General features: G+C 64.1%; 1 protein-coding gene. It reads right to left on the reverse strand.

Annotation, left to right across the window (positions count from 1 at the left end; all coding sequences use genetic code 11):
• Positions 1-4: 4 nt before the first annotated feature.
• Positions 5-1,453, reverse strand: a complete 1,449-nt coding sequence (gene tnpC, locus IE091_RS18305; RefSeq protein WP_022519762.1) for an IS66 family transposase — start codon at positions 1,451-1,453, stop codon at positions 5-7.
• Positions 1,454-1,546: the final 93 nt, after the last annotated feature.

The following is a 1,546-nucleotide window of genomic DNA, read 5'->3' on the forward strand; positions in this document are numbered from 1 at the left end:
GTAACTATTCAGCACCGGTTGGCTGAGTCGGGGCTTCTTGCTGCATGAAGGCTGGCACCTCCCCCGCAAACAGTTGCTCCAGTGCGGTATGCGCCGCCACCCCTTGCTTGACGGCGGTCGAGAGGAAGCTGCGCATCCGGCAGAAGATCTCCGCCCCCTCCCAGGAGCGGAAACAGCCCGAGATTTTCTGCTGGACCTTGGTCATTCGCAGATCGCGTTCCCCCTGGTTGTTGGTGAAGGGAGCGGCAGGGTCGTCGAGGAAGCGCAACACGTCGTCCTCGTACGCCTGGAGGCGTTCCAGGAGGTTGCGCGACTTGGTGCGCTTGGCCCGGCCTCGCGTTCCAGGTGGCGGTTTCACCGGCGGGGGGCACTCGGCGTCCCCTTTCGCCAGGCAATCTCGATAGCGCTGCCGCCAGGCTCGGGTCTCATCGGCCGAGAGGCAGCCGTCGGCCACCTCCACGGCGCGATGCATCTCCAACAACAGGTCATGCAAGGCCTTGGCCCATGCCTGGCCATCGTTCTCCCAGGCCGCTGTCAGCTCCCGAAGGTGGTGCGCATTACAGAGCGCGTGCCGGCAATCCGGATAGCGGTAGTAGGGCTTCCAGTGATCATGCACCAGCACGCCACGCACGAAGGGCAATACGCCGATGGCGTCCATCGCTTCCTGGCCGCGCTTGGGGTGCGGGGCCAACCAGGTCAGGGCCTCGTTGGAGGCGCTGTGTAGCCAGTAGCGTTTGCCACCGACCTGCATTCCGGTTTCATCGGCATGGACGGTGGCTGCTTCACGTAGCGCCGGGATCACCCACTCGGCGAACGCCTCGGCCCGCTGGTAGGCCTCCTGGTTGAAGGCGAACAGGGTGCCGGTGCTCAGCGACAGGCCGCACTGCGAGGTGAGCAACTCGCGGATACGCGCATAGGGCAACAGCTGATACTGGGAGAGATAGACGACATGCGCCTTGAGGCGAGGGCCATACTGGATGGGGCGAGTCACGCCCTCGGGGAATGGCGCCACGTAGCGTTGCCCCTGATCATCTTCGAGGACCTCAGCCTGATATTCGGTGACCACGGCCTGGATTACGATGTCCTGCACTTGGCGCGTTTCGACGCCGACCGGGCGGTAAGAACGCCCCTTGGGGAGTTGCCGACGATCGACACGGAGCTTGACCACCTCGTCGGGGTCCGTCACCGGCGCCAACGTCTTACCCTCATGCCCTGGCTGTCCGCCGGGGCGCCGCTCGCCTTTGGCGCGCGAGCGGCGCTGGCGATTGGGATCCTGGGACGGTGGCTTGCTGCTGTTGCGGCTACTGGTGGCCAGGCGATCGGCCATGAGCTTGACCAGCAGCATCAGCACATCGATGGCGGCACGCAGCGACGGCGAGACCGTCTGGTCTTCCTTGAGCTGCTGCCGGACCCGCTCCAGGGCCTCGTCGACGTTGATATCGCTGATGGTCATATCGCCGCATAGGTGTGCCGAATGATGCTGTGCACTATGCCAGAAAAATCAGGTGGTTGTCGACAGGCTATCCGCAACCACCTGAATAGTTAC

Origin of the sequence: Vreelandella hamiltonii, assembly GCF_014651775.1 — a bacterium.
Lineage (GTDB): Bacteria > Pseudomonadota > Gammaproteobacteria > Pseudomonadales > Halomonadaceae > Vreelandella > Vreelandella hamiltonii.